The 26,396-nt window shown below is 70.6% G+C and carries 24 protein-coding genes and 1 riboswitch; of the genes, 5 read left to right on the forward strand and 19 right to left on the reverse strand.

What is annotated here, in order from left to right:
- Positions 1-20 precede the first annotated feature (20 nt).
- From OHT76_RS07600 to OHT76_RS07640, 9 genes are all read right to left on the reverse strand, one after another.
- Positions 21-1,067: a hemolysin family protein gene (locus tag OHT76_RS07600; RefSeq protein ID WP_328869977.1), complete on the reverse strand. Its 1,047-nt coding sequence runs from the start codon at positions 1,065-1,067 to the stop codon at positions 21-23.
- On the reverse strand, positions 1,064-2,395 hold the full coding sequence (locus tag OHT76_RS07605) for a hemolysin family protein (protein WP_328869978.1): 1,332 nt from the start codon (positions 2,393-2,395) through the stop codon (positions 1,064-1,066). The genes OHT76_RS07600 and OHT76_RS07605 overlap by 4 nt, the downstream gene beginning before the upstream one ends.
- A gap of 174 nt (positions 2,396-2,569) precedes the next feature.
- The gene (locus OHT76_RS07610) at positions 2,570-3,013 is read right to left on the reverse strand and encodes a PH domain-containing protein (protein ID WP_328869979.1); all 444 of its coding nucleotides are present in this window, start codon (positions 3,011-3,013) and stop codon (positions 2,570-2,572) included.
- A 10-nt stretch (positions 3,014-3,023) separates the two neighbouring features.
- Positions 3,024-3,872 (reverse strand): ATP phosphoribosyltransferase, encoded by an 849-nt coding sequence (hisG, locus tag OHT76_RS07615; protein ID WP_328869980.1) that lies wholly within the window; start codon positions 3,870-3,872, stop codon positions 3,024-3,026.
- A gap of 46 nt (positions 3,873-3,918) precedes the next feature.
- On the reverse strand, positions 3,919-4,191 hold the full coding sequence (locus OHT76_RS07620; protein WP_186285040.1) for a phosphoribosyl-ATP diphosphatase: 273 nt from the start codon (positions 4,189-4,191) through the stop codon (positions 3,919-3,921).
- 34 nt (positions 4,192-4,225) lie between these two features.
- Positions 4,226-4,711, reverse strand: coding sequence for a 6,7-dimethyl-8-ribityllumazine synthase (ribH, locus tag OHT76_RS07625; RefSeq protein ID WP_328869981.1), 486 nt, complete (start codon positions 4,709-4,711; stop codon positions 4,226-4,228).
- A gap of 19 nt (positions 4,712-4,730) precedes the next feature.
- Positions 4,731-6,023 (reverse strand): bifunctional 3,4-dihydroxy-2-butanone-4-phosphate synthase/GTP cyclohydrolase II, encoded by a 1,293-nt coding sequence (locus OHT76_RS07630; RefSeq protein ID WP_328869982.1) that lies wholly within the window; start codon positions 6,021-6,023, stop codon positions 4,731-4,733.
- Entirely contained in the window at positions 6,020-6,661 is a 642-nt protein-coding gene (locus OHT76_RS07635) for a nicotinamide mononucleotide transporter family protein (RefSeq protein ID WP_328869983.1), read from the reverse strand. The genes OHT76_RS07630 and OHT76_RS07635 overlap by 4 nt, the downstream gene beginning before the upstream one ends.
- Positions 6,658-7,251, reverse strand: coding sequence for a riboflavin synthase (locus OHT76_RS07640; RefSeq protein WP_328869984.1), 594 nt, complete (start codon positions 7,249-7,251; stop codon positions 6,658-6,660). The genes OHT76_RS07635 and OHT76_RS07640 overlap by 4 nt, the downstream gene beginning before the upstream one ends.
- A gap of 149 nt (positions 7,252-7,400) precedes the next feature.
- A riboswitch (FMN riboswitch) is annotated at positions 7,401-7,531 on the reverse strand.
- A 191-nt stretch (positions 7,532-7,722) separates the two neighbouring features.
- Here OHT76_RS07640 and OHT76_RS07645 point away from each other — a divergent pair.
- On the forward strand, positions 7,723-10,044 hold the full coding sequence (locus OHT76_RS07645) for a chitinase C-terminal domain-containing protein (RefSeq protein ID WP_328869985.1): 2,322 nt from the start codon (positions 7,723-7,725) through the stop codon (positions 10,042-10,044).
- A gap of 89 nt (positions 10,045-10,133) precedes the next feature.
- Positions 10,134-10,877, forward strand: coding sequence for an SDR family oxidoreductase (locus OHT76_RS07650; RefSeq protein WP_328869986.1), 744 nt, complete (start codon positions 10,134-10,136; stop codon positions 10,875-10,877).
- A gap of 24 nt (positions 10,878-10,901) precedes the next feature.
- On the opposite strand, the gene OHT76_RS07655 is transcribed toward OHT76_RS07650, so the two are convergent.
- Complete coding sequence (locus OHT76_RS07655; protein WP_328869987.1) at positions 10,902-12,092, reverse strand: ROK family transcriptional regulator; 1,191 nt, start codon at positions 12,090-12,092, stop codon at positions 10,902-10,904.
- Between the two features lie 106 nt (positions 12,093-12,198).
- On the opposite strand from OHT76_RS07655, the gene OHT76_RS07660 reads away from it, so the two are divergent.
- Both OHT76_RS07660 and OHT76_RS07665 read left to right on the forward strand, forming a co-directional pair.
- Positions 12,199-13,407, forward strand: coding sequence for an MFS transporter (locus OHT76_RS07660; RefSeq protein WP_328869988.1), 1,209 nt, complete (start codon positions 12,199-12,201; stop codon positions 13,405-13,407).
- A 77-nt stretch (positions 13,408-13,484) separates the two neighbouring features.
- A complete protein-coding gene (locus OHT76_RS07665; RefSeq protein WP_328869989.1) occupies positions 13,485-14,864 on the forward strand; it encodes a uracil-xanthine permease family protein in 1,380 nt (459 codons plus the stop codon).
- On the opposite strand, the gene OHT76_RS07670 is transcribed toward OHT76_RS07665, so the two are convergent.
- On the reverse strand, positions 14,843-15,970 hold the full coding sequence (locus OHT76_RS07670) for a glycoside hydrolase family 6 protein (protein WP_328869990.1): 1,128 nt from the start codon (positions 15,968-15,970) through the stop codon (positions 14,843-14,845). The two genes, OHT76_RS07665 and OHT76_RS07670, sit on opposite strands and share 22 nt — an antisense overlap.
- Before the next feature lie 173 nt (positions 15,971-16,143).
- Here OHT76_RS07670 and OHT76_RS07675 point away from each other — a divergent pair, with 173 nt between their 5' ends.
- On the forward strand, positions 16,144-16,830 hold the full coding sequence (locus OHT76_RS07675; protein ID WP_328869991.1) for a DUF5995 family protein: 687 nt from the start codon (positions 16,144-16,146) through the stop codon (positions 16,828-16,830).
- Between the two features lies 1 nt (position 16,831).
- On the opposite strand, the gene OHT76_RS07680 is transcribed toward OHT76_RS07675, so the two are convergent.
- The 8 genes from OHT76_RS07680 to OHT76_RS07715 all read right to left on the reverse strand — a co-directional run bounded on the left by OHT76_RS07680 (position 16,832) and on the right by OHT76_RS07715 (position 26,333).
- Positions 16,832-18,544, reverse strand: a complete 1,713-nt coding sequence (locus OHT76_RS07680; RefSeq protein WP_328869992.1) for a flavin monoamine oxidase family protein — start codon at positions 18,542-18,544, stop codon at positions 16,832-16,834.
- A 46-nt stretch (positions 18,545-18,590) separates the two neighbouring features.
- Entirely contained in the window at positions 18,591-19,379 is a 789-nt protein-coding gene (locus OHT76_RS07685) for a carbon-nitrogen hydrolase family protein (protein ID WP_328869993.1), read from the reverse strand.
- 314 nt (positions 19,380-19,693) lie between these two features.
- The gene (locus OHT76_RS07690) at positions 19,694-20,884 is read right to left on the reverse strand and encodes an MFS transporter (RefSeq protein ID WP_328869994.1); all 1,191 of its coding nucleotides are present in this window, start codon (positions 20,882-20,884) and stop codon (positions 19,694-19,696) included.
- A 109-nt stretch (positions 20,885-20,993) separates the two neighbouring features.
- Positions 20,994-22,406 carry an HAD-IA family hydrolase gene (locus OHT76_RS07695; protein WP_328869995.1) on the reverse strand — a complete coding sequence of 471 codons (1,413 nt, stop codon included), beginning with the start codon at positions 22,404-22,406 and terminating at the stop codon, positions 20,994-20,996.
- Between the two features lie 55 nt (positions 22,407-22,461).
- Complete coding sequence (locus OHT76_RS07700) at positions 22,462-23,502, reverse strand: ABC transporter ATP-binding protein (RefSeq protein ID WP_328869996.1); 1,041 nt, start codon at positions 23,500-23,502, stop codon at positions 22,462-22,464.
- A complete protein-coding gene (locus OHT76_RS07705) occupies positions 23,495-24,307 on the reverse strand; it encodes an ABC transporter permease (RefSeq protein ID WP_328869997.1) in 813 nt (270 codons plus the stop codon). The genes OHT76_RS07700 and OHT76_RS07705 overlap by 8 nt, the downstream gene beginning before the upstream one ends.
- Positions 24,295-25,182 (reverse strand): ABC transporter permease, encoded by an 888-nt coding sequence (locus tag OHT76_RS07710; protein ID WP_328869998.1) that lies wholly within the window; start codon positions 25,180-25,182, stop codon positions 24,295-24,297. Before OHT76_RS07710 ends, OHT76_RS07705 begins: the two co-directional genes overlap by 13 nt.
- A complete protein-coding gene (locus OHT76_RS07715) occupies positions 25,179-26,333 on the reverse strand; it encodes an ABC transporter substrate-binding protein (RefSeq protein ID WP_328869999.1) in 1,155 nt (384 codons plus the stop codon). Before OHT76_RS07715 ends, OHT76_RS07710 begins: the two co-directional genes overlap by 4 nt.
- Positions 26,334-26,396: the final 63 nt, after the last annotated feature.

Genomic DNA, 26,396 nt, shown 5'->3' on the forward strand with positions numbered 1-26,396 from the left:
CCGCGGCCCCCCGTCCCGAGCTATGAAGCCAACGCCTGCCTGGGCAGCTCCCGGTGCGCCGGGTCCGTGACCTCCCCCACCAGCAGCTCCAGTACGTCCTCCAGCGCCACCAGCCCCAGCACCTTGCCCGACGCGTCCGCGACCTGTGCCAGATGCGTGGCCGCTCGGCGCATCACCGTCAGGGCGTCGTCCAGGGGGAGTTCGGGGCGGAGGGTCGTCATGGGGCGCCAGACCTGCTGGGGGACCGCACGCTCCGAGTCCTCCAGGTCCAGTACGTCCTTCACGTGCAGGTAGCCCATGAAGGCGCCCGTGTCCGCCACCACCGGGAAGCGGGAGTAGCCGGTGCGGGCGGTCAGCTCGACGATCTGGCCCGGGGTGACCGAGGGCGGGACCGTCACCAGGGACTCGCGGCCGAGGAGCACATCCGTCACCGGGCGGGAGCCCAGCTCCAGGGCGTCCTCCAGACGCTCCTGCTCCTCGGGGTCGAGCAGGCCCGCCTGTCCCGCGTCCTCGACGAGACGGCCCAGCTGCACGCTGGTGAAGACCGCCTCGACCTCGTCCTTGGGCTCGACCCGGAAGAGCCGCAGGATGCCCTGCGCACAGGCGCCGAGGGCGACGGTGAGGGGCCGGCACAGGCGGGCGAAGGCGACCAGGCCGGGGCTGAGCCACAGCGCGGCCTTCTCGGGCGCGGCCATCGCCAGGTTCTTCGGGACCATCTCGCCGATGACGAGGTGGAAGAAGACGACGGTCGCGAGCGCGATGACATAGCCCAGCGGGTGGATCATCGCGTGCGGGAGGTGGACCCACTCGAAGAGCGGTTCCAGGATGTGCGCGACCGTCGGCTCGGCGACCGCGCCGAGGGTCAGCGAGCAGACGGTGATGCCGAACTGGGCCGCCGCCATCATCTGCGGCAGGTGTTCCAGGCCGTACAGCACCTGCCGTGCCCGGGCCGTGCCGAGCGGCTCGATCTGGCTGCGGCGGACGGAGACCAGGGCGAACTCGGCGCCGACGAAGAAGCCGTTGGCGAGCACCAGCAGGGCGGCGAACAGGAGTTGGAGCACGCTCATCGGGCGGCCTCCACCACGGGGGCGGTGCGCACGAGGCGGACCCGTTCTGCGCGGTAGTGGCCGACCTGGCGCACCGAGAGACGCCAGCCGGGCAGTTCGGCCTTGTCCCCGGGGACCGGGATCCGGCCGAGCAGGTCGGCGACCAGGCCCGCGACGGTCTCGTACGGGCCCTCGGGCACGTCGAGTCCTATCCGCTGGAGGATGTCGACGCGGCAGCTGCCGTCGGCGTCCCAGGCGGGCCTGCCGTCCTCCGCGGGGGCGGCGGCGAGTTCGGGGGGTTCGTTGAGCACGTCGTCGTGCTCGTCGCGGACCTCGCCGACGAGCTCCTCGACGATGTCCTCCAGGGTGACCACACCGGCCGTACCGCCGTACTCGTCGACGACGACGGCGATGGGCTGTTCGCTGCGCAGCCGGGTGAGCAGGGGCCGTACCGGCAGGGTCTCGGGGACCAGTAGGGCGGGGCGGGCGATCCGGCCGACGGGGGTGCGCAGCCGGTCGGCCGCGGGGACGGCGAGGGCGTCCTTGAGGTGAACCATGCCGACGACCTCGTCGATCCGCTCCCGGTAGACGGGGAAGCGGGACAGGCCGGTGGCGCGGGTCAGGTTGACCACGTCCTCGGCGGTCGCCGACGACTGGAGCGCGCTGACCTTCACGCGCGGGGTCATCACATGCTGCGCGGTCAGCTCGCCGAGGGACAGGGTCCGGACGAAGAGGTCCGCGGTGTCCTGTTCAAGCGTGCCGGCCCGGGCGGAGTGGCGGGCCAGGGAGACGAGTTCGCCGGGGGTGCGGGCGCTGGCCAGCTCCTCGGTGGGCTCGATGCCGAGCGCGCGGACGAGACGGTTGGCGACGGAGTTCAGACCGGCGATCACCGGCCGGAAGACCCGCGCGAACAGGTGCTGCGGGCCCGCGACGAACCGCGCGACCTGCAAGGGGCGGGACACCGCCCAGTTCTTGGGCACGAGTTCGCCGATCACCATCTGCACGGCCGACGCCATCAGCATGCCGACGGCTACGGCGACCCCGGAGACCGCGCCCTCGGGGATGCCGAGCGCGGTGATCGGGCCGTGAAGCAGCGCCGCGAGCGCCGGTTCGGCGAGCATGCCGACGACGAGGGAGGTGATGGTGATGCCGAGCTGGGTGCCGGAGAGCTGGAAGGAGAGTTCCTTCAGCGACTCGACGACCGTACGGGCGCGGCGGTCGCCCTCGGCGGCGGCCTTCTCGGCCTCCGGGCGTTCGACCGTGACCAGGCCGAACTCGGCGGCCACGAAGAAGCCGTTGGCGAGGATCAGCAGGAATGCCGCGCCAAGGAGCAGCAGGGGGATGGTCATGCCGCCGCCTCGATATGTCGGGAGGGGGCGGCGCAGGTACTACAGGACGATCCGTCCATCGCTGGAGGGAGTCACTCCTCGGGTAGCAGGGGGCCTCTGAAGACCAGGGGGAACATCAGCGGCGGAGGCGTCACGAAAACGCCTCCGCCAACAGATTAATCAAGACAGGGGCGTCTAAGGCAGATCCCCCGTGGTGCTGGCTTCCACGAGCGCCCGAAGGGCGCGGGCGTCGGCGATGGCCCGCTGCTTGGCGATGCCCGGCTGGATGCCCAGTGCGGGCAGGCTGGTGCCGTCGCTGAGGTTGAGGAAGACCCAGGGGTCGCCGGGCCGCAGGTTCACCTGGATGATCTCGGCCCAGTCGAGACGACGCGTGCTGGCGATGTTCACGACGGTCACGCCGGACGTGTCGGCGACCACCTTGACCCGGGCGAGCAGGGCCAGGACGCCGAACATGAGCGCCCCGGTGAGGACGAAGCTCAGGCGCTCGCCGGGGCCGAGCTTCTCCAGCAGCAGCGCCACCGCGGTGATCACCACGAAGATCGCGGTACCGGCGGTGAGCAGGACGGCCCGGGTGCGGGCCGGCCGGAAGGTGACGGGAAGTGCGGGGAGGTCGGACATCGCTGGGCTCTCAGAGACGGCAGGCGTGGATGGCCGTCGTCAGGATGGCCCGCGCGCCGATGTCGTACAGGTCGTCCATGATCCGCTGGGCTTCCTTGGACGGGACCATCGCGCGGACGGCGACCCAGCCCTCGTTGTGCAGCGGGGAGACGGTCGGGGACTCCAGGCCCGGCGTGAGGGCGACGGCCTTCTCCAACTGCTCGACCCGGCAGTCGTAGTCCATCATCACGTACGTCCGGGCCACCAGGACGCCCTGGAGGCGGCGCAGGAACTGCTGCACCTTGGGGTCCTCGCCGTCGGTGCCGGTCCGGCGGATCACAACGGCCTCGGACTTCATGATCGGCTCGCCGAAGACCTCAAGACCGGCGTTGCGCAGCGAGGTGCCGGTCTCGACGACGTCGGCGATGACCTCGGCGACACCGAGCTCGATGGCCGTCTCGACGGCGCCGTCGAGGTGGACGACGGAGGCGTCGATGCCCTTGTCGGCGAGGTGTCCCTCGACGATGCCCTCGTAGGAGGTGGCGATCGTCTTGCCCTTGAGGTCCTCGATGCCGTCCGCGGTGCCGGGCTTGGCGGCGAAGCGGAAGGTGGAGCGGGCGAAGCCGAGCGGGAGGATCACCTCGGCGTTGGCGCCGGAGTCGATCAGCAGATCGAGGCCGGTGATGCCGATGTCGAGGCGGCCGGAGGAGACGTAGATCGCGATGTCGCGGGGGCGGAGGTAGAAGAACTCGACCTCGTTCTCCGGGTCGACGATCCGCAGCTCCTTGGACTCGCGGCGCTGCTGGTAGCCGGCCTCATGCAGCATCTCCGCCGCAGGGCCTGACAGGGAACCCTTGTTGGGGACGGCGATGCGCAGCATGAGGTCGGCTTCCTTTGCGTGAGATGTGCGGGTGGGTACGGCGGCTTCAGAGGTGGGCGTAGACGTCGTCGAGGGAGATCCCGCGCGCGACCATCATCACCTGGACGTGGTACAGCAGCTGCGAGATCTCCTCGGCGGCCGCGTCCTTGCCCTCGTACTCGGCGGCCATCCAGACCTCGGCGGCCTCTTCGACGACCTTCTTGCCGATGGCGTGAACGCCCTTCTCGACCAGTTCCGCGGTGCGGGAAGTGGCGGGATCGCCGTTGGCGGCCTTGTGCTGGAGCTCGGTGAAGAGCTCCTCGAACGTCTTCTTGGACATGGTGACGCTCAGCCTATGCCACATACCCGGTTCGTCAGCGCCAGGGTTCAGATACTGAACGCAGGGTGGCCGCGGTCGCCACGGCCGCGGTCACCGCCTCGTGGCCCTTGTCCTCGTTGGAGCCGGTCAGACCGGCCCGGTCCAGGGCCTGCTCCTCGGTGTCGCAGGTGAGCACGCCGAAGCCGACGGGGACGCCGGTCTCGACCGAGACCTGGGTGAGGCCCTGGGTGACGCCCTGGCACACGTACTCGAAGTGCGGGGTGCCGCCCCGGATGACGACGCCGAGGGCGACGACGGCGTCGTAGCCGCGGCCCGCGAGGACCTTGGCGACGACCGGGAGCTCCCAGGTGCCCGGCACCCTGAGCAGGGTCGGCTCGTCGATGCCGAGGTCGTGCAGGGCGCGCAGGGCGCCGTCCACCAGGCCGTCCATCACCTTCTCGTGCCACTGCGCCGCGATGACGGCGACCCGCAGATCGCCCACGCCCTGTACGGACAGTTCCGGTGCACCCTTGCCGCTCACGTCTCTCCTCGTTGCTCTCTTACTGGTTGGCGCAGGCGGAGACGGCCGGGGCCGCCTCCAGCCAGGGCAGGTCGTGTCCCATCCGGTCCCGCTTGGTGCGCAGGTACCGGAGGTTGTGCTCGCCCGCGGTGACGGGCATCGGCTCCCGGTCGGTGACCTTGATGCCGTGCCGCACGAGCGCGTCGGTCTTGTCGGGGTTGTTGGTCATCAGGCGCACGCTGCGCACGCCGAGGTCCTCGAGGATCTGGGCGCCGGCCGCGTAGTCCCGCGCGTCGGCGGGCAGGCCGAGCTCCAGGTTGGCGTCCAGGGTGTCGCGGCCGCGCTCCTGGAGCTCGTAGGCGCGCAGCTTGGACAGCAGGCCGATGCCGCGTCCCTCGTGGCCGCGCAGGTAGACCACCACTCCTCGGCCTTCTTCCTGGATGCGGTCCAGGGCGGCGTCCAGCTGGGGGCCGCAGTCGCAGCGCAGCGAGCCGAAGACATCGCCGGTGAGGCACTCGGAGTGGACGCGGACCACGACGTCCTCGCCGTCGCCGATCTCGCCGTGCACCAGGGCGACGTGCTCGACGCCGTCGACGGTGGAGCGGTAGCCGTACGCCGTGAAGGTGCCGTGGGAGGTCGGCAGGTGGACCTCGGCCTCGCGGCGGACGGTGGGCTCGGCGGAGCGGCGGTAGGCGATCAGGTCCTCGATGGAGATGATCGTCAGGCCGTGCTTGCGGGCGAACGGGATCAGCTCGGGGAGGCGGAGCATCCGGCCGTCCTCGCCGGCGATCTCCACGATGGCGCCGGCCGGGCGCAGGCCCGCGAGACGGGCGAGGTCGACGGCGGCCTCGGTGTGGCCGTTGCGGGCCAGGACGCCGCCGGGCTTGGCGCGCAGCGGGAAGATATGGCCGGGGCGGACGAAGTCGTCGGCCCCCGACTCGCCGCTCGCCAGCAGCTGAAGCGTGGTCGAGCGGTCCGAGGCCGAGATACCGGTGGTCACACCGTGAGCGCCCGAGGCGTCCACCGTGACTGTGAACGCGGTTTTCATGGACTCGGTGTTGTTCTCGACCATCTGCGGGATGCGCAGCCGGTCCAGCTCCTCGCCCTCCATGGGGGCGCAGATCAGACCGCGGCACTCGCTCATCATGAACGCGACGATCTCGGGGGTCGCCTTCTCGGCGGCGATGACGAGGTCGCCCTCGTTCTCCCGGTCCTCGTCGTCGACGACCACGACCGGGCGGCCGGCGGCGATGTCGGCGATGGCCTGCTCGACCGGGTCGAGCGACCAGTCCTCGATGTTGTCGGTGCTGTACAGAACGGGTGAGGTGCTCACGCGGGCGCTCCTTCCAGGACGGGCCGCGTGTCCCTGCGGGAGCGCAGCCACCAGTCGCGCATGCCCCACAGGACGAGCGCGCCGTAGATGACGTAGACGAAGCCGGAGAAGGCGTAGCCGTTCGCGAAGTTCAGCGGGACGCCGACCAGGTCGACGAGGAGCCAGGCGAACCAGAACTCGACCATGCCGCGGGCCTGGGCGTACATGGCGACGATCGTGCCGACGAAGATGTAGGCGTCCGGCCAAGGGTCCCAGGACAGGCTCGGGTACGCCTTGAAGAGCAGGGCCACGGCGACGGTGCCGGCGGCGGCCGCTGCGGCCATCGCACCGCGCTCGGTCCAGGTGGCGAAGCGGACGGCGACCTTGCCGTCCTCGGCACGGGCGGTGCCGCGGTTCCACTGCCACCAGCCGTACAGCGCGACGGCCATGACGACGACCTGCTTGCCGGCGCTGCCGGTCAGATGGCCGTAGAAGGCGCCGAAGAGGACGAGGCCGGAGAGGAACTGGACCGGCCAGGTCCACAGGGAGCGGCGGAAGCCGAGGGCGAGGGTGATGAGGCCCAGGGTGTTGCCGACCATGTCCGACCAGATGATGTGCTGGCCGAACAGGACGAAGGCCTCGGAGTTGAGCCAGTTCACTTGGTCGCTCCGAGGAGCCGCTCGACGTACTTGGCGACGACGTCGACTTCCAGGTTGACCGGGTCGCCGGGCTGCTTGATGCCGAGCGTGGTCAGGGCGAGGGTGGTGGGGATGAGGCTGACGGTGAAGTAGTCGGGGCCCGCGTCGACGACGGTGAGGCTGATGCCGTCGACGGTGATGGAGCCCTTCTCGACGACATACCGGGCGAGGTCCGCGGGGAGCGAGATCTTGATGATCTCCCAGTTGTCGGAGGGCTTGCGCTCCAGCACCTCGCCGGTGCCGTCGACATGGCCCTGCACGATGTGCCCGCCGAGGCGCGCGCCGACCGCGGTGGGGCGCTCCAGGTTGACGCGGGAGCCGATGTCGAGGGCGCCCAGGCTGGAGCGGTTCAGGGTCTCGGCCATCACATCGGCGGTGAACTCGTCGCCCTCGTGGTCCACGACCGTGAGGCAGACGCCGTTGACCGCGATGGAGTCACCGTGCTTGGCGCCGTCGGTGACGACGGGGCCGCGCAGACGGAAGCGACAGGCGTCGCCGAGGTTCTCGACGGCGGTGATCTCGCCCAGCTCTTCGACGATTCCGGTGAACACTTCCCGGGTCCTCCCTGCCTCATGGGGGCACGGACTCCGGGGCTGTCGAAGAACGACAGAGACACGGACGACGACACCGGGAGCGACGCCGGACAGACCCGTCCGCAGGGGACGAGCTCATATCGGCGGCGCGCACGAATGCCCGCCCGCCGCGCACTGCCTCCCATCCGGACTTTAACCGTCGGTCCAGGAATTTCACCTGGTCAACCGGCCGCTGGAGGCGACCGGGTCGCGGACTGTAACCGCCGGTTCGGACTTTCACCGACCCCGGAGTGCGCTGCTTCTGGTACAGGGCCAGTGTGCCACGCCCGATCGACGTCCATGCGGGTGAGGGCTGTGGGCTGGCTCACAGGATGCATGCCTGGACATCTACATCGGCACATTGGTCCATCCGTGAATTGGTCCATACCTATTGACTCATTGGTCTAGTCCTCCCTACTGTCTGCGCAACTTCCGTGGAGAGGAACCGACTTGCTGTCACGCAACCGAGCGAGACCCGCCTTGTTCGCCGCGGTGGCCGCGGTCGCCGGCCTGGTCCTCGCCGGGCTCCCGGCCACCGTCTCGCACGCCGCCGACCAGGAGTCCTGCCGCCCCGACGGGCTCTACAAGACGCCCGGCGCCGATGTCCCGTACTGCGCGGTCTACGACGCCGAGGGCCGGGAGAAGATGGGCGCCGACCACCAGCGCCGGGTGATCGGCTACTTCACCGGCTGGCGCACCGGCAAGGACGGCACGCCCGCCTATCTCGCGCCGGACATCCCGTGGGACAAGGTCACCCACCTCAACTACGCGTTCGCGCACATCGACGGCTCGAACAAGATCTCCGTCGGCGCGGACGGCGCGACCAACGCGGCGACCGGGACGACCTGGCCGGGCGTGAGCGGCGCGGAGATGGACCCGGAGTTCTCCTACAAGGGCCATTTCAATCTGCTCAACAAATTCAAGAAGCAGCACCCGAACGTCAAGACGCTGATATCGGTGGGCGGTTGGGCCGAGACCGGCGGCTACTTCGCGGACGACGGCACGCGGGTGAACTCCGGCGGCTTCTACTCGATGGCCACCAACGCCGACGGCTCGGTGAACCAGGCGGGCATCGACACCTTCGCGAATTCCGCCGTCGATTTCATCAGGAAGTACGGCTTCAACGGCGTCGACATCGACTACGAGTACCCGACGACGATGAAGGACGCGGGCAACCCGCTCGACTGGTCCCTCTCCAACGCCCGCAGAGCCGGCCTGGTCAAGGGCTACGCGGCCCTGATGAAGTCCCTGCGCGAGAAGCTCGACCGCGCGGGCGCGGCGGACGGCAAGCACTATCTGCTCTCGGTCGCGGCACCCTCCTCCGGATACCTGCTGCGCGGCATGGAGACCTTCCAGGTCCAGAAGTATCTGGACTACGTCAACATCATGTCGTACGACCTCCATGGCGCCTGGAACGAATACGTCGGCCCGAACGCCTCGCTCTTCGACGACGGCAAGGACGCCGAACTCGCCGCCGCGGGCGTGTATTCGACCTCGCAGTACGGCGGAATCGGCTATCTGAACACCGACTGGTCGTATCACTACTTCCGCGGTTCGATGCCGGCCGGACGGATCAACATCGGACTCCCCTATTACACAAGGGGGTTCAAGAACGTCACCGGCGGGACCGACGGCCTCTGGGGCAAGGCGTCCTCGACGACCTGTCCGGCGGGCTCCGGCTTGACCAAGTGCGGTGACGGGGCCGTGGGCATCGACAACCTCTGGCACGACCTCGACACCAACGGCAAGGAGTCGCCCGCGGGTTCGAACCCGATGTGGCACGCCAAGAACCTGGAGAAGGGCGTCGTCGGTGATTACGTCACCGAGTACGGCTTCCCGGCCGACACCCGGCTGACCGGCACCTACGCCCGGAAGTACGACTCCACACTGGTCGCGCCGTGGCTGTGGAACGCCGAGAAGAAGGTGTTCCTGTCGACCGAGGACGAGCAGTCGGTGAACGCCAAGGCCGACTATGTCGTCGAGAACGGCATCGGCGGCACGATGGTCTGGGAGCTGGCCGGGGACTACGGCTGGAACGCGGCCAAGGGGCAGTACGAGCCCGGGTCGACGCTGACGACCGCGATGTACGAGAAGTTCAAGTCGGCCTCCCCGTACGGCGCGAAGCGGTCGACGATCGATCTGCCGAGCCAGGCGTTGAACATCGACGTGGAGTTCGGGCAGTTCCCGCTGGGTGACTCCAACTACCCGATCAGCCCCAAGCTGAAGATCACGAACAACACGTCGGCGACGCTGCCGGGTGGCACGGAGTTCCGCTTCGACTACGGCACTTCGGCGCCCGGAAACGCCAAGGACCAGTCCGGGTGGGGTACTTCGGTGATCCGCAGCGATCACACCGGGAGCAATGTCGGTGGGCTGAAGGGCGACTACCACCGGGTCTCGCTGAAGCTGCCCAGCTGGCAGACGCTGGCGCCCGGGGCGTCGGTGGAGTTGGACTTCGTGTACTACCTGCCGGTGTCGACTCCGTCGAACTGGACGGTGACGTTCGGTGGGACGACGTATGCGCTGGCGGGGGATCTGGCTCGGGGGACTTCGGTGGTGGAGCCGGGCGGTGGATCGCCTTCGCCCTCACCGACTCCGTCCGAGGGGACCGGCTCCTGCACGACTCCGGCCTGGAGCGCGAGTACGGAGTACGGCGGGGGCAGCACTGTCTCCCACAAGGGGCACTCGTGGAAGGCGAAGTGGTGGACGAAGGGCGAGGAGCCCGGAACCACCGGTGAATGGGGTGTGTGGCAGGACCTCGGCGCCTGCTGAGCCCCGCGCTCGGACCGGCCCGGCGGCGGTGACGACGGCCCTTGCCCGCCGCCGGGCCTTCAACTCCCGGCTCTGGCAGGATGCTGGGCATGACCACGATTCTGGTGACCGGCGGTACTGGAACCCTCGGGCGGCTCGTCGCGGAGCGGTTGGGGGCGGACGGGCACGACGTGCGCGTGCTCAGTCGGCACGCGCAGCCGTACGCCGTGGATCTGCGTGAGGGTGGGCCCGGGCTGGATGCGGCCGTCTCCGGTGCGGACGCGATCGTGCACTGCGCGAGTTCGCCGCGTGGTGGGGACGAGGAGGCAGCGGAGCATCTGATCGCAGCGGCGCGAGGGGCGGGTGTGCGCCATCTGGTCTACATCTCGATCGTCGGTGTCGACCGGGTGCCGTTCGGCTACTACCGGAGCAAGCTCGCGGTGGAGAAGCTGATCGAGAACTCGGGCGTCGGCTGGACGATCCTGCGGGCGACGCAGTTCCACGACTTGCTTGTGCAGGTGTTCGGGGTCCTGGCCAAGCCTCCGGTGATGCTGTTGCCGACCGGGGTACGGGACCAGCCGGTCGATGTGGCGGAGGTGGCGGACCGGTTGGTCGAACTGGCGCTCGCTGCTCCCGTGGGCCGGGTCGACGACATGGCGGGGCCGGAGGTACGTTCCGTCGAGTCGCTGGCCCGGGCGTACCTGAAGGCGACGGGGCGGAAACGTCGGGTGGTGAGCGTCCCTCTGGCGGGCAAGGCGTACCGGGCCTTCCGGGCAGGAGGCCACTTGGCGCCGGAGCATGCGGTGGGGAAGGGCACGTTCGAGGAGTATCTGGCGGTACGTTTCGGCCGCTGACAGCGTTCCTCGCCCCTGCCGCTCCTAGCGCACGGGCGGAGCGAACAGTTCCTCTTGAGCCCGGTCCCGCGCCGTCAGTAGCGCACCCCGTAGCACCGCCTCGCCTCCCAGCGTGCTTGCCCGTACCTCCGTCGGTAGTGGGGACAGGTGGAGCAGGCGGTCCTGGACGCGTGCAGCCAGATCCTCCCCGCCCGCTCGGCCGATCTCGCCCGCCAGGACCACACAGCCGGGGTCGAGGACCGAGATGACCGCCGCGGCGCCCAGGGCCAGGCGGTCCGCGAGGGTGTTCAGGAAGGCGGCGTTGGCCGGGTCGTCCGCCGAGTTCACAGCCGTGCGGACCAGCGTCGCCGCATGTGGTTCGCCCTGGGCCTCCGGTGCCGTCACTCCGTGTTCCGCCGCCAGTTGCGCGACCGCCCCCGCCCCCGCCAAGGAGTGGAAGCCGCCGTCGCAGCCTGTCGCCGACGGCAGGCCCGTCGTGCCCGGTACCGGCAGGAAGCCGATCTCGCCCGTGCCGCCCGAGGCGCCCCGGCGCAGGGTGCCGTCCAGGACCACCGCGGCGCCGACGCCCATGCCGAGCCAGAGGAGGACGAAGGTGTCGCGGTCCGCCGCGGCTCCGTCGCGCTGTTCCGCCAGTGCCGCCAGGTTCGTCTCGTTCTCCACACTCACCCGCGCTTGGGGCAGCCGCTCCTGAAGGGTCGCCACCAGACGGCGGTGCCATTCCGGCAGGCCCGTGGAGCTGCGCAGTTCGCCCGTCGCCGGGTCGATCAGGCCCGGCGCGCCGATGCCGACCGTGTGCGGCCGGTCCACGCCGGCCTCCTTCACCGCCCGCTCCACCAAGGCCACCGCCTGCTCGACCGCGGGGCCCGTCCCGACGCCCCCGTCGATCGGCGCCGACGCCTGTGCCAGCACCTCGCCGACCAGGTCGGACACGGCCACGGCGACACCCTCGGTGCGTACGTCAAGCGCCGCCAGATGGGCCCGCGCGGCGACGATGCCGTACACCTTGGCGTTGGGCCCGCGTCGTTGCTCCCCCGACTCCCCCACGACCTCGATCAGTCCGGCGGCGGTGAGGCGGTCGACGAGGTCGGCCACGCTCGGCCGGGAGAGGCCGGTCAGCTCTTTGAGCCGTCCCGCCGTCAAGGGGCCCTCCTCCTGGAGCAGGCGCAGGGCGAGCCGGTCGTTGATGGCCCGGGCGGTACTGGGGGATGCGGGCATGCCGGGATCCTTCCAGATCGGCGGATGCGGTGAGCGGCCACCCTATCTATCAGGCAGGGTTCCTGATAGTTTACGCGACCGACAGACACGCGGGAGGGGCCTGAGCATGAGTGACGTGGTCTACGACGGACGCGAGGTGAAGCGGGCGCGGTACGCCGTGGCCGCTGTCTTCACCGTGCACGGGGCCGTGACCGGCTCGTTCGCGACCCGGGTGCCGTGGATCCAGGACCATGCCTCGGTGAGCGCGGGCCAGTTGGGGCTCGCTCTGGCCTTCCCGGCGCTCGGCGCGTCGGTGGCGATGCCGCTCGCCGGAGGCATCACCCACCGCTTCGGCGCCCGGAACGCCCTGCGCGCCCTGATCGCGCTGTGGACGCTGGCCCTGATCCTGCCGTCCCTCGCCCCGAACCTCCTCACCCTCTGTCTCGCCCTGTTCGTCTACGGCGCCACCTCCGGAATGGCGGACGTCGCGATGAACGCGCTCGGCGTGGAGGTGGAGAACCGGCTCGGCCGGTCGATCATGTCCGGGCTGCACGGCATGTGGAGCGCGGGCGCCGTCCTCGGCTCGCTCGGCGGCACGCTCGCCGCACACCTGGGCACCGACGCCCGGCTGCACCACCTGCTGGCGGCGGCCGTACTGACCGTCCTCGGCGTGGCCTCCTGCGCCTGGGTGCTCGATCTGCAACCCGCCCAGGACGAGGAACCCCCGCCCCGGTTCGCGCTGCCGCCCCGCTCGGCCCTGCTCATCGGCGCGGTCGGATTCTGCGCGGTGTTCGCGGAGGGGGCGAGTCTGGACTGGTCCGCGGTCTATCTGCGCGACGAGTTGGCGGCCTCGGCCGGTCTGGCCGCCGCCTGCACCATGGGCTTCACGCTCACCATGGCCGTCGCCCGGATCGCGGGCGACAAGGTGGTGGACCGGTACGGCGCCGTGCGGACCGTACGGACCGGCGGTGTTCTCGCGGCCGCCGGCGGCCTGCTGATCGTCGTCGCGAACCATCCCGCCCTGGCGATGGCCGGGTTCGGGCTGATGGGCCTCGGCATCGCGGTGGTCGTGCCGCTGTGCTTCGCGGCGGCGGGCCGCAGTGGCCCCAACCCCAGCCAGGCCATCGCGGGCGTCGCGACCATCACGTACACCTCGGGTCTGGTCGCGCCCAGCGCGATCGGCGGGCTCGCCCAGGCGACCAGCCTGGTGGTGTCGTTCGGTCTGGTGACACTGCTGACGACCGGGCTCGCCGCCTTCGCGGGCGTCCTGCGCACCGCCGAACGCAAGCCGGCGGCGATCGGCCGACCGCAGGAGAGCCGAAACGTGGCTCCCTGAGCGGACGCTCAGCATCCCCTTTCACCCCTGACAATGGTCCGGACAACCGCACGCACCACCGAAAGCGAAACCGCACCATGGATCTTGGCGTCCGCTGGAACCTGCACGGCGACGGACGCACGCCGGCGCCCGGAGCGGTGGTCCGGCCCGATGAACGGCTCTCCTGGCCGCGCACGGCCGGACTGGGCGCCCAGCACGTGGTGGCGATGTTCGGGGCGTCCTTCGTGGCCCCGGTCCTGATGGGCCCGGACCCCAACCTGGCGATCATGATGTCGGGCGTCGCGACCATGGTCTTCCTGCTCGCCACGCGCGGGAGGGTGCCCAGCTATCTGGGCTGCTCACTGTCGTTCGTGGGCGTGGCCGCGGTCATCCGCGCCGACGGCGGCACCAGCGCCACCGTGACCGGAGCGGTTCTGGTCGTCGGCGTCGCGCTCTTCCTGGTCGGTGTCGCCGTCCAGCGCTTCGGGGCGCGGATCATCCACGCCGCGATGCCGCCGATCGTCACCGGCGCGGTCGTGATGCTGATCGGCTTCAACCTGGCGCCGGTCACCGCGGCCACCTACTGGCCGCAGGACCAGTGGACGGCGCTGCTGGTGATGCTGTTCACCGGTCTGGCCGTGGTCTGTCTGCGCGGCTTCTGGTCCAGGATCGCGATCTTCCTCGGGCTGATCTTCGGCTACGGCATCTCCTGGGCCTTCGACCGGATCTTCGGGAAGATCCACTCGGTCGACGCGAGCGGCAAGCTCACCGACCACTGGCGCCTCGACCTCTCCGCCGTCGGCCAGGCCGACTGGATCGGCCTGCCGACCCTCCACGGCCCGTCCTTCGAGTGGTCGGCGATCCTGGTCGCCCTGCCCGTCGTGATCGCCCTGGTCGCCGAGAACGCCGGACACGTCAAGGCGGTCGGCGAGATGACCGGCGACGACCTGGACGACAAGCTCGGCACCGCGATCTCCGCCGACGGCGTCGGCTCCGTGCTCTCCACCGCGGTCGGCGGCCCGCCCACCACCACGTACTCCGAGAACATCGGCGTGATGGCGGCGACCCGCGTCTACTCCACGGCCGCCTACTGGGCCGCGGCCTGCTTCGCCCTCCTGTTCGGCCTGTGCCCGAAGTTCGGTGCGATCGTGGCCGCCGTCCCGGGCGGCGTCCTCGGCGGTATCACCGTCATCCTGTACGGCATGATCGGCCTGCTCGGCGCGCAGATCTGGATCAACGCCGAGGTGGACCTGCGCAATCCGCTGAACCTGGTACCGGCCGCCGCGGGCATCATCATCGGCGTCGGCAACGTGACCATGGAGTTCACCGACACCTTCGAGCTGAGCGGCATCGCACTGGGCACCCTGGCCGTCATCACCGGCTATCACGCCCTGCGCTACTTCGCCCCGGCCCACCTCAAGGCCCAGGAGCCGCTCCTCGACGAGGGCACGTCCTCCTACGACGAGGCCAAGTCGTAGGCGTACGACGGGCTGAACGTCCCCGGCGTCCCCTTGCAGCCGTCCGACTCCCCGGGGAGCTTGACCCACAGGTAGGCGTCGATCCGCGCCTCCCCGGTGCTCATGGTGGGCGCCCGGCCGATCTGCCGTCCTGCCGGGTCGCACCACTGGCCGCCCGCCGGGGCGCCGTTGCCGTTGCGGCTGGTGTCGATGACGGCGCCGAGCGAGGCGGGGCCGCCGAGGGCGTCCAGGACCTGTCGGTCGTAGGCGATCTCGTCGGCCGTGGTGTGGAAGTTGGAGACGTTGCTGAAGATCCCGTCGGAGGAGGCGGGCGAGGCGGCGCCGGCCTGCTTGAGCCAGCCCGCCTGTGTGGCGGGGGCGTGCCAGCCGGAGTGGCCTGCGTCGTAGTAGACGCGGGCCCTCGGGTTGGCCTCCTTCAGGACGCGTCCCGCACGGGCCAACGAGGCGAAGCGGTCGGCGCGTTGGCCGCCCGAGAGACACTCGGCCTGGGCGACGGCGTCGGGTTCCAGGACGACGATGACGTCGTCGGAGCCGAGGCCCGCGGCGAAGCGGTCGATCCAGTCGTCGTAGGCGTCGAGGTCGGGCGCCCCGCCCTGGCTGTGGCCTCCGCAGTCACGGTCCGGGATCGCGTACGCCACGACGACCGGGACCCGGCCGAGGGCGGCGCCGCCGGAGGTGACCGCGCGGACCCGGGCGGTGATGGAGTCCGGAGTGAAGTCGGCGAACCACACCGCGGCCGGTTGCGCGGCGATCCGGGACTGGATGACGCCGTGCCGGGGATCGCCGGCGTTCTCCCGGACCCAGTCCAGCACTTGGGACTCGGGGTGCCGGTACAGCCGGGTGGACACGGCGGCCGTCTGCCTCTCGCGCTCGGTCTTCGTGGGCGAGGGTGTGGGGCTCGTCCCCTGCTTCTTCGTCGGCGAGGGCGTGGCGGAGGACGACGCGCTGACCGACGGGGAGACCGGCGGCTCCACCGGCAGCGACTGGAGGCGCGGCGTGTACGTCACCTCGGGGCGGGCCTCGTCGGAGCCGCCCCCTTCGTCGAGCGCCGAGATCATCCCGGCCGCGGTCCCGACGGCGACCACGACGGAGGCGGCCACGACCATGGCCCCCCGGCGTGCGGCCCTTCGGCGCGCGGACCTGCGTGCAGCAAGACGCTGGGCACGTAAGCCACCCACGACGCTCTTCCCCCTCCCCCACGACGGGTGCGTTCCCCCGTTCTGGGGAAGCGTCGGGCCCGCCGTCACTTCCGTCAGCCTAAAGCTGCGACTCTGCCCCCATGGCGCAATGCGAACAACTCACCTCACCTGTGGACGCGGTCATTCGCCGTATGCGCGCCCTCGACGCGGACCTGCCCGCGCGGGACGGCGTCGCCGTCTTCAACCGTGTCTACCTGGCGGTGACCGAGGCGGTGGACCGGCGGATCGACGCGGGCCGGTTCGCGGACGCGCGGGCCGCGATCACGCTGGACGTGCGGTTCGCGGAGCACTATCTCGCGGCGGTCGACACGGTGGCCGACGAGCGGCGACCGCCCGCATGCTGGCGGCCTCTGTTCCAGTTCCGCCGCCATCCCGGTGTACGACCGTTGCAGTTCGCGCTGGCGGGCATCAATGCGCACATCGGCCACGATCTGGCGCTCGCCGTCGTGGACGCCTGTCGTACGCTCGACTGCGAACCCACCGATCTGGAGGACGAGTTCGATCGCGTGGGCGATCTCCTCGTCTCGCTGGAGGAGCGCATCCGCGAAGAACTGATGCCGGGCCCCGACCTGCTCCAGATCGCCGATCCGCTCACCCATCTGCTCGGCTCGTGGAGCCTGGAGCGGGCCCGGGACGCCACCTGGTCGGCATCCCGAGCGCTGTGGGCGCTGCGTCGACTCCCCGATCTGGCCGAGGAGTTCACCGAGCGACTGGACGCGGCGGTGGGGTTCGCGGGCCGCATGCTGCTCACCCCACTGCCCGACTGACTCAGTCCTCCGGGAGCTCCACCGGCGCGATCTCGTCGTACAGGTCGCCAGGGCCGGGGTTGGACGCGTCGGTCGACCCGCCGAAGTGGTGCATGACACCCCACACCGCGTTCAGCGCGGTCTGGATCGCGCCCTCGGCCCAGCCGGCCGTCCAGGAGATGTCGTCGCCGGCGAGGAAGATGCCCCGCTTGTCCTCGGGCAGCCGGTCCTGCATGAAGTGCGTGAACAGGCGCCGCTGGTAGCGGTAATGGCCGGGCAGGTTGGCCTTGAACGCGCCCATGAAGTAGGGCTCGTTCTCCCAGGACACGGTCACCGGGTTGCCGATGATGTGCTTGCGGATGTCGACCTTCGGATAGATCTCGCCGAGCGACTTCAGCATGACCTCCATCCGCTCGTTCGCGGACAGCGGCAGCCACTTCAGGCTGTCGTCGCACCAGGTGTACGAGAGGCAGATGACGGCGGGCTTGTCCGGGCCGTCGTCCAGGAGGTAAGTACCGCGCGTCATACGGTCGGTGAGCGTCATCGACATGACGTCCCGGCCGGTCGGGTTTCCCCTGTCGTCGACGGCCTTGTCCAGCCAGAAGGGCCGGTCGACCGGGACGAACAGCTTCGAGGACTCCATGTAGTGGGTGCGCTCGATCGCCGTCCAGTGGTCGATCGGGAAGAGCGAGTCGTCACAGGCGATCTTCGACAGCAGCATCCAGGACTGCGCGGTGAAGATCGCGGCCTGGTAGGTGCGGATGTCGCCGTTCGCGTCGGTCACGGTGATCTGGTTGCCCGCGGTGCGGTGCAGCCGGGTCACGGCCGGGCGGGGCTCGCCGTTCTCGTGAAGGGACTTCAGGGAGGTCCCGTAGGCCCAGTGGACGATCTTCTCCGGCTCGCGGTCCCAGAGCCTGAGCGGCAGCTGCTGGGAGCCGCCGACGATGCCGCGGTGGTGGTCGTCGGCCTCGGTGTAGACGACCCGCAGGATCTCCAGGATGGAGTTCGGGAAGTCGGTGTCCCAGCCGCCGGTGCCGAAACCGACCTGGCCGAAGATCTCGCGGTGCCGGAAGGACTTGAAGGCCTCGGAGTCGCAGAGGAAGCCGTAGAAGGTCTGGTTGTCGAGCTTCTCGACGAGCTGCGCCCAGATCTCGCGGATGCGCGGGACGTCCCGCTCGCGCATCGCGCGGTTCATGTCGGTGAAGTCGGCGCCCTCTTCGAGGCACTTGTTCCAGGCCTGGGCGACATCCCGGTACACCTGCGGGAGGTCGTCGATGGTCTCGGCGTAGTGCGACTCGCCCTTGAGGTCGACCACCGTCGAAGGGGTGGACTCGGCAAGGGGGTTGGGGAAGGGGCTGGTCTTCAGGCCGACCAGGTCGATGTAGTGCTGGAGGGCCGTGGAGGAGGGCGGGAAGCGCATCGCGCCCATCTCCGCGGTCAGGGAGCTGTCGCAACCCTCGAAGCCCACCGTGCGCAGTCGGCCGCCGATCTGGTCGGCCTCGTAGACCACCGGCTTGAGGCCCATCTTCATCAGCTCGTACGCGGCCACGATGCCGGAAAGGCCGCCGCCGATCACCGCGATCTCGGTGCCGTGCTCGGTCGCGGGTATCTGGCCGAGGCCCGCCGGGTGGGCGAGGAAGTCGTCGTACGCGTACGGGAAGTCCGGCCCGAACATGGTGATCGGCGGCTGCTGCTCGTCGGCGTGCTGGACGGCGTTGGGCACCGTGGACGTCATGGGGTACGGACTCCTTGCGAAAGCTGAGAGCTGAGAGGGGGGAGGTTCAGACGAGGGACCCGTAGAGGGCGGGGCGGCGGTCCTGCAGATACGGGTTGGCCTCGCGGGCGGCGGCGAGGAACGCGGGGTCGGTGTCGGCGAACACCAACTCCTCACCGCGTCCGGCGCGGGTGCGGGCGATGCCGTCGGGACCGGCCAGGGTGGAGAGGCCGATGAACTCGAACTCCCCTTCCTGGCCGACCCGGTTGACGTAGGCGACGTACATCTGGTTCTCGAAGGCCCGCACCGGGATCATCGACTCGGCGACGAACTGGAACGGGTGCATCTGCGCGGTCGGCACGATCAGCAGGTCGGTGCCGGCGAGGGCGTGGGCGCGGACGTTCTCCGGGAACTCGACGTCGTAACAGATCAGGATGCCGACACGGAGCCCGTTCAGCTCCACCTGCACCACGGGCTGCTCCCCCGGCGTGAAGTGGTCGCGCTCGAAGCAGCCGAAGAGATGGGTCTTGCGGTAGTTCGCGAGCCGGGTGCCGTCGGCGGAGATCAGCTGGGCGGAGTTGTACACGGTCTCGCCGTCCCTCTCCGGGTAGCCGTAGGCGATGGCGAGACCGTGCCTGGAGGAGATCTCCGCGACCGCGTCCGCGCTGTCCCCGTCGGCGGGCTCGGCAAGGCGCGCGATGTCGTCGCCGATCGCGTACCCGGTCAGGAACATCTCCGGCGCGACCATCAGCCCGGCGCCCGCGGCGGCGGCACGGCCCGCGGCCTCGTCGAGCACCTTGAGGTTCTCGACGACCGAGCCGGGACGACCGGAGCTCTGGAGCAGGGCGGTGCGCATGCGTGTTCCTCACCGGGCGGAAGAGCTTCGCGCAGAACGGGCGTCCGATCAGCTCGCGGCGTCTGGTGCGTGCGATCGCAAGGCGCCGGAAGGTCCTCGTAGCGGAGCTACTAGGGCCTTCCGGCAACGCGGCGAGCGTGCGTGCCAGGCGTCGCGAGCCGGGCGCCCGTTCTGCGCGAAGCTCTGGGGGTTGGGGGGCCACATAGACGGTACGGTCGGCGCGCTCGGCCGGACAAGCAGGAGCCGTTGCGCGCTCGTGAGCGGAACGTTGCGTGGACCGGCCCCCGCGCAGCGATTCGTTGCGCGGCCTCCGGTCAGGCTCGTGCCCTGCCGGCCGCGGCTCTGATCACCGCCCCCACCAGGTACGGCAGCGCGAACAGGGCGAAGACCGTGCCGTGGGTGGCGTGGTCGCCCGCCGCCGCGTAGGCACCGTAGACCAGGACGGTCAGCAGTTCGGTGCCCAGGCCCGCGACCGAGGTCAGGGTGGCTCGGCCGCCCTCCTCGATGCGGTGCTGGAGGCGGACGTCGGCGAGGACGGTCGCCAGCTGGAAACCTGCGAACGCCACGGCGATCAGGGCGAGACCCGCCGGAGTGCGGGCGATCGAGCCGAGGGCCAGGGCGAGGGCGGATGTCGCGATCAGCCAGGTGAAGCCGGTCGTGCCGAGGCGTTCGGCGGGCCCGGCCAGCAGGCTGACGGCCGTGACGGCGGCCCAGATCAGCAGGAGCGCATACGGGACGAACCCGTCGGGGACGCCGGTCTCGCGGACCAGCAGCGGTGAGTACTCGTCGAGCGCGCTCCACACGCAGGCCACAGCGGGGACCAGCAGCAGTGCCCCGCGCAGCGAACGGTCACGGCGGGCGGTGGCGAGTCCCGTGCGCAGGGTCGCCGCCCAGCCCTCGCCGTCGCTCGCCCGTCCCGGGTCCTCCGGGAACCGGCTCGCCGTCACCGCGGCCAGCAGACAGGCCGCGACGCTCGCCGCGCCGACGGCCTGGTAGCCGCCGAGCGCGAAGACCGGCCCGGCCGCCGCCATCGCCGCCATCACGCCCAGCAGCCCGGCCGCCCGGGCCCGGCCCATGACCCGGGCGTAGCGGTCGGCGGCGCCGAGGCGGTCCAGTTCGTCGTAGACCAGGGCCTCCAGCGCGCCGGAGCCCAGCGCTCCGCTGACGCCCCACAGGACGAAGCCGAGCGCGAAGGCCCAGTACGAGGGCACTAGCACCCACAGGGCGAAGCCGACCGCACTGAGCAGCGGACCCAGCCACAGCAGTACGCGGCGGGAGACGGCGTCGGCCCAGGCGCCGGAGGGCACCTCCAGCACGACGCCGGTGATCGACCACAGGGCGAACAGCGAGGAGATCTGCCACAGCGTGAGCCCGCTGTCGGCGAAGAGCAGGGCGTACAGCGGGTAGAGCAGGACGAGATCTTCGAGGAACGCGTAACCGTACAGCGTGCGAGTGAGCCGTCGGATGGAGCCGGTGGCGGGCACGCGCGCGGGTGAGAGTGTCATGAGGCCTTCCCGTGGGGGCGATGCGGACGCGAGAGGTACGGGCGTCCGCGGCGGCCCTCGGGAGGCACGACGGGTTATGGATCAATGTCGCCAGGTCATGGCATCGATGTTAGGCCGGTTCGGCCTTCCCGTGCAGGGAAAATGTGGTGATCACGGCCGCGTGATCGGACGGCCAGTCGTTGTCGGCGACGTCCGGCAGGGGTCGCGGGCGGCCGCTGACGTGGGTGCGGGAGTCGAGAACCCGCAGGCCCCGGTGGAGGACGAAGTCGATCCGGTCCTGCGGTTCCGGGTGGCCCTCGACCGGCGACCAGGTGTGCCCGGGATCCCGTACGGGGTCGGGGTTCGCCTCGCGGTACGAGTCCCGGAACCCCGCCTCCTCGGCCGCCCTGGTCACCGGCCACTCGACGCCCGGCCGGTCCAGATGGGACGGGCAGTTGAAGTCGCCCACCAGCACGACCGGCTCCGCGTCCCCGATCCGGCGCAGCGCGTCCCGCATCTCGCCGAGCCGCACACTTTCGTGCACGGTCGGGTCGCCCTCGGTCACATAGGGCCCGTAGTCCCGGTAGTCGAGATGCGCCGTCCAGATCTCGACCTCCTGATCCCCTACGGCGATCCGGGCTCCGGCCGCCCCGTAGAACCCGACCTCCGGGTCACCGAGCCGAGCGGTGATCGGGTACCGGCTGATGATCCCGAGGTTCTCCCCCGCCCGGTGGTGATACCAGCCGAGCGCCTGAGCCAGCTCCTGCGCCGCACTGCCGTACGTCTCCTGCAGCCCCACCACGTCGACCCCGGTCTCCGCGATGACCTTGAGCTGCTTGGCCCGGTGGTCGCGCACCTTCGTGCCGCCGTACCAGAGGTTCCAGCTCATGACGCGCAGTTCGTACGGCAGCAGCGCGCGCAGCCGGGCCGGGGTGACGTCGGTCAGGCCGGACAGGACGGTGCGGCCGGGGGCCGCGTCGATCGGGGCGAGCGAGGGCACGGCGAGCACGGTACAGCCGGCCGCTTCCGCCGAGCTGACGCCCGTCTGGGTGTCCTCGACCGCCACACAGGCGGCCGGGTCGACGCCGAGGGCCCGGCAGGCGGCGAGGTAGGGGTCGGGCGCCGGCTTGGTGTGCTCGGTGTCGTCGGCGGTGACGGAGACCGCGAAGCGGCTCGCCCCCAGCGCTTCGAGAACCGTGTCGGCGACGGCCCGTGGGGAGGCGGTGACCAGGGCGGTGGGTACGCCCTCTCGGGCCAGCCCGTCGAGCAGGTCCAGGGCGCCGGGGCGGGGCACGATACCGGCGCGGACGCGGTCGGCGAACTCCCGGTGGAGCGCCTCGGCGAGTTCCGCGGCGGGGCGTCCCGTGCCGGCGACGAGCCAGTCGGCGGTGTGCTCGACGGGCCGCCCGAGCACGTCCGGCTCGTCGGCCGTGGTGAGGGCTCGCCCGGCGACGTCCGCCACCGCCTCCCACCACAGGCGCTCGGTGTCGACGAGCGTGCCGTCCATGTCGAACAGGACGGCTTGGAGCGGGAGTTGATTCATGTGGGGGGTCTCTTTCATGCGTCCGTGATTCGTTCCGCCACCCGCACGGGCTCGTTCATCCAGTGCTGCGTTCCGCCACCAGCACGGATCGCTCCGGCAGCGACACCCGTACGGCGGCTCCGGGGGCGGGCGCCTCGGCCAGGTCGGCCTTGACCTCGGTGCCGTCGGCCAGCCGTACGGTGACCCGGGTGACGGCCCCGAGGAAGGCGGCGGCGACCACGCGCGCGTCACCGGTGTCATCGGCCTGTACCCGCACCGCCTCCGGACGCACCAGCACGTCCACATCCGACGAGGACGGCACCGGGCCGTCGACCGGCAGCCGCTGCCCCAGCACCTCGACGACGTCCTTCGCCATCCGGCCGGGAATCCGGCTCATCGTGCCGACGAACTCGGCGACGAAGGCGGTCGCGGGACGGCCGTACAACTCGGCCGGTTCCGCGCACTGTTCGAGCCGTCCGGCGCGCATCACGGCGACCCGGTCGGCCATGGACAGCGCCTCTTCCTGGTCGTGGGTGACGAACAGGGTGGTGATGCCGAGCTCCTGCTGGAGCCGGCGGATCTCCTCGCGGAGCGTCAGGCGGACCTTGGCGTCGAGCGCGGAGAGCGGTTCGTCGAGCAGCAGGACGCGCGGGCGCAGGGCCAGCGCACGGGCGAGCGCGACCCGCTGCTGCTGTCCGCCGGAGAGCTGATGCGGGTAACGGCCACCCTTGTCGGCGAGACCGACCAGCTCCAGCAACTCAGCGGCCCGTGCCCGCCGTTGGGCCGTACCCACTTTGCGCATCCGCAGCCCGAAGGCGACGTTGTCGACGGCGTCCAGATGCGGGAAGAGGCTGTACGACTGGAACACCATTCCGGCGTCGCGGCGGTGCGCGGGGACCCGGGTGACGTCCTCGCCGTCCACCAGTACCTCGCCGGAGTCGGGCTGCTCGAACCCGGCGAGCATGCGCAGCGCGGTGGTCTTGCCGCAACCGGAGGGGCCGAGCAGGGCGAGGAGTTCACCGGGGCGGACGGTCAGGTCGAGGCCGTCGAGGGCTACGGTCGGCCCGAACTCCCTGCGCAGACCGCGGAATTCGACGGTAGCTGTCTGGTCAGACATGGTTCCCCCTACGGGTACGGCCGCCGAACCCCGCGAGCGTGAGGAGCAGCAGCCAGGTCACGAGCAGGCTGAGCACGGACACGGCGACGGACAACTGGGCCTGCGAGCCGCTGACGTTTACGATCCACACGGCGAAGGGCTGGAAGCCGAGCAACTGCGCCACCGTGAACTCGCCCAGCACCAGGGCGAGCGTGAGGAAGGAGGCGTTGAGCAGCGCCCCGCGCAGATTGGGCAGCACGGCCTGGAGGAGCGCCTGCGGCCAACTGGCACCGCAGCTGCGGGCGGCCTCGACGAGGGTGGGTACGTCGATGGCGCGGAGCCCGGCGTCCAGCGCCCGGTACACGAACGGCAGCGCCATCACGACGTAGGCGAGGACCAGGACTATGGGGAAGTCCGGGTTCTGGATCGCCACGAAGGTCTGGAACAGGGGCGTGCGGGACAGGTGCTCGGGGCCCCACTTCAGGACCGTGCCGATACCGGCGACGAAGGCGATCGGCGGGACGACCAGCGGCAGCGAGCACACCACCTCGACGACCGGCCGCAGCCGGGCCGCGCCGAGCCTGAGCGCGACCGTGGCGGGCACCGTCAGCAGCAGGACCAGGGCGATGGTCGCGGCGGCGAGCCCGAGCGAGAGCAGCAGGCTGCTCAGGAAGCCCTCGGTGGCGAAGATCTGCGTATAGGCGTCGAAGGTGATGCCCTGGCCCGGAACGTCCACCGTGAAGACCACCGACGCGGCCAGCGGCACCAGGAAGTACAGTCCGGCGAGGCCGAGCACGCCCCACCGCCACAGGGTCAGGCGAGCCATCGCGCGCTCCGTCGTTGCAGGGGCAGATACACCGCCATGACCAGGCCCGCGACGAGGACCATGTCGAGGCTGAGGGCGAGCGCCACGTTCTCCTGGCCGACCAGCACATTGCCGGAGAGGGCGTCGGCGATCTGGAGCGTGACCAGCGGTACCGAACTGCCCACCATGGCGGCGGCGGTGGCGTAGGCGGCGAAGGCGCTGCCGAAGAGGAGCACGAATCCGCCGAGCAGCGACGGCAGCAGCACCGGCAGAGCCACGTACCGCCAGTACTGCACGGCCGTGGCGCCGTTGTTCCGCGCCGCCTCGCGCCACTGGGTGCGCAGGCCCTCCAGGGCCGGGGCGATGGTGAGGACCATCAGCGGGATCAGGAAGTACAGGTAGACGAGGACCAGTCCCCAGAAGCTGTACAGGTCCCAGCCCTTGTCCGTCAGGCCCAGGTGCCGGGTGAGCACACCGGCGTTGCCGAGGGTGGCGACGAAGGCGAAGGCGAGCGGGACACCGCCGAAGTTGGCGAGCACCCCGGACGCGGTGAGCACCGCCTCGCGCAGGGCACGGGACCGGGAGGTCACCACGGCCTGGGCGAGCGGCAGCCCGAGCAGCGCCGCGAGCACGGCGGAGACGGCGGAGAGCTTGACGCTGCCGAGCAGGGCCGTGAGGTAGGCGCCCTGGAGCGAGGTGGTCAGGTTCGCGGTGCTGTATGCGCCGGTGGCCTTGGCCGTGAAGGCGCCGTCGAGCACGGCCCAGGCGGGCAGCCCGAAGGCGAGTGCGGTGAACGCCAGCAGCGGGAGGACGGCGAGCCCGCCCGGGACGCGGCGCCGGCGCTTCTGTACCGAAGCGACGGGCGCCACGTCCGGACGCATGAGGGTGGCCGTCATCCGGAGACGGCCTTCGCCCAGCCCTGTCCGAGGACCGTCTTGGCCTTGTTCTGCTGGGCCTCGGTCGGGAAGCTGGGCGTCCCGGAGACCTCGGGCAGCTTGGCCGCGGCCGTCTTGTCGAGGGTGCCGGCCTGCTCCATGGCGGGCATCAGCGCGGGCCGCGCGTAGCCCGCCAGCCACAGGTTCTGGCCCTCGGCGCTGTACAGGTACTCCTCCCACAGCCGGGCGGCCGCCGGATGCGGGGCGTCCTTGTTGATGGCCTGGGAGTAGTACTGGGAGAAGACACCGTCGGTCGGCACGGTCACCTGCCAGTCGACGCCCTTGGACTGGAACTCCTCGGCGTAACCGGCGTTCAGGTAGTCCCAGTCGATGCTGATCGGCGTCTCGCCCTTCTCGACGGTGGCCGGGGTCGACTCGACGGGCGTGTAGTTGCCGTTCTTCTTCAGCTCGGCGAAGAAGTCCAGGCCGGGCTGGATGTCGTCGAAGGAGCCACCGTTGGCGAGGGCGGCGGCGTAGACGCCGGCGAAGGCGGAACCGGACTTGGTGGGGTTGCCGTTGAGGGCGACCTGGCCCTTGTACTTCGGCTTCAGCAGATCGGCGAAGGTCTTCGGGCACTCCTTGACCCGCTTCGCGTCGCAGCCGATGGAGATGTAGCCGCCGTAGTCGTTGTACCAGCGGCCCTGCGCGTCCTTCTGCCCCTCGGGAATGTCACCGAAGGCGGCGACCTTGTACGGCGCCAGCAGCCCCTGCTCGGCGGCGCTCAGCGCGAAGGAGCTGCCGAGGTCCAGGACGTCGGGAGCGCGGTCCTGGCCCTTGCGCGAGGTGACGGCGTTGATCTCGTCCTGGCTGGAGCCGTCGGGGTTCTCGACCTCGACCTTGATGCCGTACTTCTTCTCGAAGCCGTCAATGAGGGCACCGTAGTTGGCCCAGTCGCGGGGCAGCGCGATGGCGTGCAGCGTGCCCTCCTTCTTCGCCGCGGCGACCAGCTCGGACAGGCCGCCGAAGTCGGCGGCGGAGGTGGCGGTGGCGGCGCTCTTGCCGTCGGCGGTGGTCGACGCGTCGTCGGGGGCGGCGCCACAGGCGCTCAAGGCGCTCAGCGCGAGCGCGGCGACGACGCCGAGGGCGGCGGTTCTCGGCAGGGACAGGGTCACGACTGCTCCAGGGGGCGCAGGAGGGAATCCGAGGATGCTGCGAACTTGTCTGAACAAGTTGGC

Origin of the sequence: Streptomyces sp. NBC_00287, from assembly GCF_036173105.1 — a bacterium.
In the GTDB taxonomy this organism is placed as follows: domain Bacteria; phylum Actinomycetota; class Actinomycetes; order Streptomycetales; family Streptomycetaceae; genus Streptomyces.